The following is a 7183-nucleotide window of genomic DNA, read 5'->3' as shown; positions in this document are numbered from 1 at the left end:
GAACAGGGGCAGCGACAGCACATAGAGATCGCTGCTGGTTCCGGTGCCGACCAGCGACAGGCCGGCGAAGGCGATCGGCAGCACGAACAGGTTGATCGCCACGAGGTAGAGCGGGAACACCCATGTCGCGGTGCGCAGTTCGGCCTCGCCGCGGTTTTCGACGATGGTGACGTAGAACTGCCGCGGCAGCATGATGATGGCAAAGCCGCTCAGGCACGTCAGCACCAGCCAGGTGGCGAGCGAGGTGTTGTAGCTCATCGCCTGCCGGACCTGCGCGTTCTCGGCGAGCTTGTCGAACATGTCGCCCGGGCCGCCGAAGATCAGGAAGGTGACCATCAGGCCGATCGCCAGGAAGGCGGCGAGCTTGACGACGGTTTCGACCGCCACCGCCAGCACCAGTCCGTCCTGGTGTTCGGTGGCGTCGGCGTGACGGGTTCCAAACAGCACCGCGAACAGCGCCAACAGCATGGCGACGACCAGCGAGATGTCGCTGACGAAGGGATCGAACGAAGGCGGCGATCCCGTATAGTGCTCGACCATCAGGCTGACCGAACCGGATATCGCCTTCAACTGCAGCGCGATATAGGGCACCGCGCCGATGGTGGCGATCAGCGTGGCGATCGCCGCGACGGTGAAACTCTTGCCGTAGCGTGCGCCGAGGAAATCAGCGATCGAGGTGATCTTCTCGGTCTTGGCCAGCCGCACGATACGGTTGAGCAGCGGGAAGCCGAAGACGAAGACGAGCACCGGGCCCGTATAGATGCCGAGGAATTCGAGGCCGCGTTCGGAAGAGAGACCGACCGAGCCGAAGAAAGTCCAGGATGTGCAGTAGATCGCGAGGCTGAGCGCATAGATGAAAGGCCGCCCCCGGCTCGGCTCGGAGATGGCCGAGCGGCGGTCGCCGAGGCTGGCGATGGCAAACAGCAGCGTCACATAGGCGACCGCGATGATGACGATGAACAAGCCCTGCACGCTTGGACTTTCCTCCTCTGCCGTCTTTCTATCCGGCTTGCCCGGACGCAACCACAGCTTGGCGTCCGAGTCCATTGCAGAGCTGTGCAGGACGGCTATCAGGGCGGCGCGTCGGTGTCGTTATGGTGAAGATCGCCGCTGAGCGCCGTGGAAAATACGGCCAATGACGACCTCCTCCAAACCCATGCGATAGAGGATGATGTGCTTGCCGTGGACGAACTGATGGGTCCTGCCTTCATAGAGCCGGCCCATACTCGGATAGTCGCCGAGCAACTCAAACACCGCGTCGAGTTCGCGCAGGTACTTTTCGGCCTGAGTGTGGCCGAAGTTTTCGAAGGTGTGTCGGTAAATGTCTTTCAGATCGCGTTCGGCGCGATGCGTTATCCTATGGCGCATGCGGGAGTTCGGCACGCGCTTCCCGAATAATGTCGTCGATCGACTTTTCGCTGACCGGGCTCTCAAAACCTTCGTTGATCGCCGCCTGAATCGCTTTCCGCTTCTCGTCGGGCGAAAGCGCGTCAAACCAAGCGCGCTGCTCCTTTGTTGGAGCCGCCCACGGATAAACATCAATGCTGATGGTTTCGAGCATGTTCATGAGAACATTATAGGCGAAAACGCCTATAATTTCCAGAAATTCAATGCTGGCTTTGCCGTGCCGTCAATGCGGGAAACCTTGCAAAGAGCGATTGATCGCTCGCGTCAACAACCAGGGGCCCATGCCGTGCTCGGCGGCAATCTGGTCCAGCGTGGTCGTTTTGCAGTGATTCGGCGGCATCTGTGTCGATTTGCATCGCGGGGATATGAAATTTCACGCCCTTGTACGCAACGCGTCAAATTCGGCAGAGCTGCCGCCCAAAGTGCCGTAAGGTAAGGAGAAAGCGGTTGTTTTCTCCCTTTTACCCATGTTGCGTCAGGAGGTTTTTGTTATGTTGCCTCAGGTCGATGCCGCAAGGACGGAAACGGCAGCTCGGCCAGTCACGACAAGGAGGGTCGAATGCTGAAAGAATTCCAGGAATTTATTTCCAAGGGCAATGTGATGGACCTTGCGGTCGGCGTCATCATCGGCGCGGCCTTCGGCAAGATCGTCGATTCCCTTGTTAACGATATCATCATGCCGATCGTCGGCGCGATTTTCGGCGGCTTGGACTTCAACAATTATTTCCTTGGCCTCTCCTCGGCCGTCAACGCCACCTCGCTGGCCGACGCCAAGAAGCAAGGCGCGGTCTTTGCCTACGGCAGCTTCATCACTGTCGCGTTGAACTTCCTCATCCTCGCTTTCATCATTTTCCTGATGGTCAAGGCGGTGAACAACATGCGCAAGCGGCTTGAGCGCGAGAAGCCCGCTGCACCGGCGGCTCCGCCGCCAGCCGACGTCGCGCTGCTCACCGAAATTCGCGATCTGCTCGCCAGGCGCTGACCACGGGCAGCATTGCTGGACCAAAACCCCGGTCGTTGGCGGCCGGGGTTTTCTGTTTTCGCATCTGGTAAGGACCGCTGACGAAAACCGCAGACCAAAAACGGATCCGCCCATGACCCTGATCGACAGCTTGCGCACCGAGGCCCGTGCGGCACCCGAAAGTGGCATTGTCGCCGTCGTCAATTACGGCCGCCTGCGCGAAGGCATGATTCCGCTCTGGGCCGGCGAAGGCGACCTGCCGACGCCAGCCTTCATCACCGATGCCGCGTCGAAGGCGCTGGCCGGCGGCGAGACATTCTACACCTGGCAAAGGGGCATCCCCGATCTCAGGCAGGCACTCTCCCGTTACTATGCCAGGCATTTCGGCAAGAATTTCCCGGAGGAAGAATTCATCGTCACCGGCTCCGGCATGCATGCCATCCAGCTGGCGCTCGACGCGCTCGCCGGCGCCGGCGACGAGGTGGTCTACCTGTCGCCGGCCTGGCCGAATTTCGATGCCGCAGCAGGGATAGCGGGAGCCGTTCCAGTCGCGGTCACGCTCGATCATTCCGGCAATGGCTGGTCCTGCGACGTCGAGAAGATCGCCGCTTCGATCACGCCGCGCACAAAGGCGCTGTTCATCAACACGCCGTCGAATCCGACCGGCTGGACCGCCGATCACGAGACCTTGCAGGCGATCCTCGCTCTGGCGCGCGCGAAAAACCTCTGGATCATCGCCGACGAGATCTATTCACTGTTCCACTACGGCCACGGCCGCGCGCCGTCCTTCCTCGACATAGCGTCGGCGGAAGACCGTATCCTGTACGTCAACTCCTTTTCCAAGAACTGGGCGATGACCGGCTGGCGCGTCGGCTGGATCAAGACGCATCCGAGCTTGCAGCAGGTGTTCGAGAACCTGATCCAGTATTCGAGCTCCGGCGTCGCCCAGTTCATGCAGCGCGGTGCGGTCGCCGCCCTTGACGAGGGCGACGCCTTCGTCGCCGAACAGGTGGAGCGGGCGCGCAAGGCGCGCGACCTTGTCTGCGGCATCCTCGGCGCCACCGGCCGCGCTGGGTTTACGGTGCCGCAGGGCGCGTTCTATCTGTTTTTCACCGTCGAGGGCATCACCGATTCACGCACCGCTGCCTTCGACATCGTCGACAAGGCCAATGTCGGCCTGGCGCCAGGCACCGCTTTCGGCCCCGGCGGCGAGGCGTTTTTGCGGCTGTGCTTCCACCGCCGTCTCGACCAGATCGAGGAAGCGGCACACCGGCTGGCGAAGTGGATGAAGAACGCCTGAGCCGCTGACGAAGCCCGAATTGAAATCGCTCCGGCGAGCCAGATGGCCGCCGGAGTAGAGTTCCAAACGGCATCAGCCGCCTGACTTGGGCACCAGCAATGGAATGATGCGGTCGCTCTTGGCCACCGAAGGCCGACCGGCGGAGCCGTAGGGGATACCGAGCGCATCCCAGGTCTCGACCAGCGCATCCTGCAATTCGGCGATCAGCGCATCGGAATGGAACGGCGTTGGCGTGATGCGCAGCCGCTCGGTGCCGCGCGGCACGGTCGGGTAGTTGATCGGCTGGATGTAGATGCCGTGCACGCCGAGCAGGCGGTCGCTGGCCATCTTGCAGGCCTCGGGATCGCCGACCAGCAGCGGCACGATGTGCGTCGGCGAATCCATCACCGGCAGGCCGGCGGCCGACAGGATGTGTTTGGTTCTCGCGGCCTGCTGCTGCTGGGCGTCGCGCTCGGCCTGCGAGCGCTTGAGATGGCGGATCGAAGCGGCCGCGGCGGCAGCGATCGCCGGCGGCAGTGCCGTGGTGAAGATGAAGCCCGGCGCATAGGAGCGCACGGCGTCGATCACAGCGCTGGTGCCGGTGATGTAGCCGCCCAGCGTGCCGAATGCCTTGGCCAGCGTGCCTTCGATGATGTCGATGCGGTCGGCCAGGCCTTCGCGCTCGGTGATGCCGCCGCCGCGCGGCCCGTACATACCAACGGCATGGACCTCGTCGATATAGGTCATGGCGTTGTAGCGCTCGGCGAGTTCGACGATCTCTTTGATCGGCGCGATGTCGCCATCCATCGAATAGACGCTTTCGAAGACGATCAGCTTGGCACGTTCGCGCCCCGCCGCCTGCAAAAGGCTTTCCAGATGCGCCACGTCATTGTGGCGGAAGATCTTCTTTTCGGCGCCGGAACGCCGCACGCCTTCGATCATCGAGGCGTGGTTCAATTCGTCCGAGATGATCAGGCAGTTGGGCAAAAGCTTCGCGATGGTCGAGATCGAGGCCTCGTTGGAGACGAAACCGGAGGTGAAGACCAGTGCCGCTTCCTTGTCGTGCAGATCGGCAAGCTCCACCTCAAGCTCGACCAGCGGGTTCGAGGTGCCGGAAATGTTGCGGGTGCCGCCGGCGCCCGAACCCATCTTGCCAGCGGTATTCTGGAACGCGGCGATGACGTCGGGATGCTGGCCCATGCCGAGATAGTCGTTGGAGCACCAGACGGTGATTTCCTCGGCACGGCCATTGGAACGCCAGATGGCGCGCGGGAACTTGCCCGCGATCCGCTCGAGGTCGGCGAAAACGCGGTAGCGACGCTCGGCATGGAGCTGGTCGATCGCTTCCTCGAAGAACCGCTGATAGTTCATGTCGACTTCCCAATTTTTGCGCGGGATCATAATCATTGGCCCGTTGGTCGTCCACCTGGCCTTTTTGGTCAAAATGCCACGCCCCGGACCTGTTCCTAACGACCGCGGATCGTGGCCTATTCCCTTGATGTGGATGAACTTTGTTTCAGGACAATGCCACTGGCCGGCAATGCCGGTTACCAGGGGGTTCCAATGGCCATGCGGCGGGCTTTCCAGTAGAGCGGGGTTGAGACAGTTTCCGATAAATCTTGGATAAGCGAGGACGCGGATGACAGTTTTGGTGACAGGCGGCGCCGGTTACATCGGCAGCCATATGGTCTGGGAGCTGCTGGATGCCGGCGAAAGCGTGGTCGTTCTCGACCGTCTTTCCACCGGTTTCGAATGGGCAGTGGCGCCGGAGGCCAAGCTGGTCGTCGGCGATGTCGCCGACAAGGAATTGGTCGGCGCGGTCATCAGGGAGAACAAGGTCGACGCGATCATTCATTTCGCCGGCTCGATCGTGGTTCCGGAATCGGTCGCCGACCCGCTCGGCTATTATGAGAACAACACCTCGAAGACGCGCACGCTGATCGAAACCGCGGTGCGCGAAGGCGTGCCCAATTTCATCTTTTCCTCGACCGCCGCCGTCTACGGCGGCGCCGGGCTGGAGCCGGTGCGCGAGGACGCCCGCCTGGCGCCGGAATCGCCCTATGGCCTGTCCAAGCTGATGAGTGAGTGGATGCTGCGCGACGCGTCGATCGCGCATGGCCTGCGCTATACGGCGCTGCGCTACTTCAACGTCGCCGGCGCCGACCCGAAGGGCCGCACCGGCCAGTCGACGCCGGGCGCAACCCATCTGATCAAGGTCGCCTGCGAGACGGCACTCGGCAAGCGGCCGTTCATGCAGGTGTTCGGCACCGATTATCCTACGCCGGACGGCACCTGCATGCGCGACTACATCCATGTCAGCGACCTGGCGGCGGCGCATCGCCTGGCTTTGCAGCGGCTGCGCGCCGGGGGACAGAGCCTCGTCGCCAATTGCGGCTACAGCCATGGCTATTCGGTGCTGGAGGTCATCGACAGCGTGCGCCGCGCCTTTGGCCATGATTTCGAGGTGAAGATGGGTGATCGCCGCCCTGGCGACGCCGCGGCGGTTGTCGCCAATTCGGATCTCGCCCGCGCCGAGCTCGGCTGGACCCCGCAACGCGACGATCTCGACCAGATCGTCGCCGATGCGCTCGCCTGGGAGCGCATCCTGACCGGCAAGAACTCCGCGCGCGGCTGAGCCGGGTTCTCCCAAGGGCTCGCAAGCCGGGCAGTGAAGCGCTATTGAAGGCGTTCGCGGCAAGGCGCGGACGCGCGGCGCCGCGAGGAGATCTTGGGGGGATGGCATGAAAATAACGGTGCTCGGGGCCGGTGTCGTCGGTACGGCGGCCGCCTATTATCTGGCCAGCGACGGCCATGAGGTGACGGTGATCGAGCGCCATCCGGCGGCGGCACAAGGCACCAGCCAGTCCAATGCCGGCCTGGTGTCACCGGGTGACGCCACCGCCTGGGCCTCGCCGGCGGCTTTGAAGACCTTCCTGCGCGGGCTCTACAACCATGATCTCGGCATCAAGGTCAGGTTGCGCCTCGATCCCTATTTCCTCGCCTGGAGCCTGCGTTTCCTGCGCCAGTGCACGGTGGCGCGCCTGCGCGCCAACACCGACATCAAGCTCAGGCTCGCGCTCTATTCGCGCGACTGCATCAATGCGCTTTCGGAAGCGACCGGCATCCATTACGACGAGCGCAAGAAGGGCATTCTCTATTTCTTCCGCTCGCAAAAGAGCCTCGACACCGGCACCGACAATTACCGTTATCTTGCCAAGCACGGCCTGCCGATCGAAATCGTCGGCCGCGACCGGCTGGTCGAGCTGGAACCCGGCCTTGCCGGCGTCAAGGACAAGATTGCCGGCGGCGTCTATTCGCCAACCGACCAGACCGGAGATTCCAAGCAGTTTGTCGACAGGCTGGCCGCCTATGCGGCCGAGAAGCTCGGCGTCGAATTCCTGTTCGGCACGACAGTCGAAGGCCTCGACATCGAGGGCGACCGGGTGCGCGCGGTGATGACTTCGGCCGGCCCGGTCGCCGGCGATGCGGTTGTCATCTCGATGGGGCCGGAAAGCGGCCTGCTCGGGCGCCGTTCT

The 7183-nt window shown here is 62.7% G+C and carries 7 protein-coding genes and 1 pseudogene; 4 read left to right on the top strand and 4 right to left on the bottom strand.

The window, feature by feature from the left end; genetic code table 11:
- The 3 genes and pseudogenes from EN879_RS18050 to EN879_RS18040 form a co-directional block, all read right to left on the bottom strand.
- Positions 1–972: pseudogene (locus tag EN879_RS18050) on the bottom strand (hybrid sensor histidine kinase/response regulator); the annotation flags it as partial.
- Positions 973–1092: 120 nt separating this feature from the next.
- Positions 1093–1368: a type II toxin-antitoxin system RelE/ParE family toxin gene (locus tag EN879_RS18045; RefSeq protein WP_013533612.1), complete on the bottom strand. Its 276-nt coding sequence runs from the start codon at positions 1366–1368 to the stop codon at positions 1093–1095.
- Positions 1358–1567: a hypothetical protein gene (locus tag EN879_RS18040; protein WP_024503137.1), complete on the bottom strand. Its 210-nt coding sequence runs from the start codon at positions 1565–1567 to the stop codon at positions 1358–1360. Before EN879_RS18040 ends, EN879_RS18045 begins: the two co-directional genes overlap by 11 nt.
- Positions 1568–1966: 399 nt before the next feature.
- Between EN879_RS18040 and mscL the strand changes: the two genes are divergently transcribed.
- A complete protein-coding gene (gene mscL / locus EN879_RS18035; protein ID WP_013533610.1) occupies positions 1967–2389 on the top strand; it encodes a large conductance mechanosensitive channel protein MscL in 423 nt (140 codons plus the stop codon).
- A 112-nt stretch (positions 2390–2501) separates the two neighbouring features.
- Positions 2502–3668, top strand: a complete 1167-nt coding sequence (locus EN879_RS18030; RefSeq protein WP_013533609.1) for a pyridoxal phosphate-dependent aminotransferase — start codon at positions 2502–2504, stop codon at positions 3666–3668.
- A 72-nt stretch (positions 3669–3740) separates the two neighbouring features.
- On the opposite strand, the gene hemA is transcribed toward EN879_RS18030, so the two are convergent.
- Entirely contained in the window at positions 3741–5018 is a 1278-nt protein-coding gene (hemA, locus tag EN879_RS18025; protein ID WP_063170463.1) for a 5-aminolevulinate synthase, read from the bottom strand.
- 268 nt (positions 5019–5286) lie between these two features.
- On the opposite strand from hemA, the gene galE reads away from it, so the two are divergent.
- Both galE and EN879_RS18015 read left to right on the top strand, forming a co-directional pair.
- A complete protein-coding gene (gene galE, locus EN879_RS18020) occupies positions 5287–6282 on the top strand; it encodes a UDP-glucose 4-epimerase GalE (protein WP_063170028.1) in 996 nt (331 codons plus the stop codon).
- 106 nt (positions 6283–6388) lie between these two features.
- Positions 6389–7183: FAD-dependent oxidoreductase (locus tag EN879_RS18015; protein ID WP_127274160.1), on the top strand; the 795-nt coding region annotated here is incomplete at its 3' end.

This window comes from Mesorhizobium sp. M7A.F.Ca.AU.002.02.1.1, assembly GCF_003998535.1.
Classification (GTDB): domain Bacteria; phylum Pseudomonadota; class Alphaproteobacteria; order Rhizobiales; family Rhizobiaceae; genus Mesorhizobium; species Mesorhizobium ciceri.
This window is presented reverse-complemented; position numbering and strand designations above follow the sequence as displayed.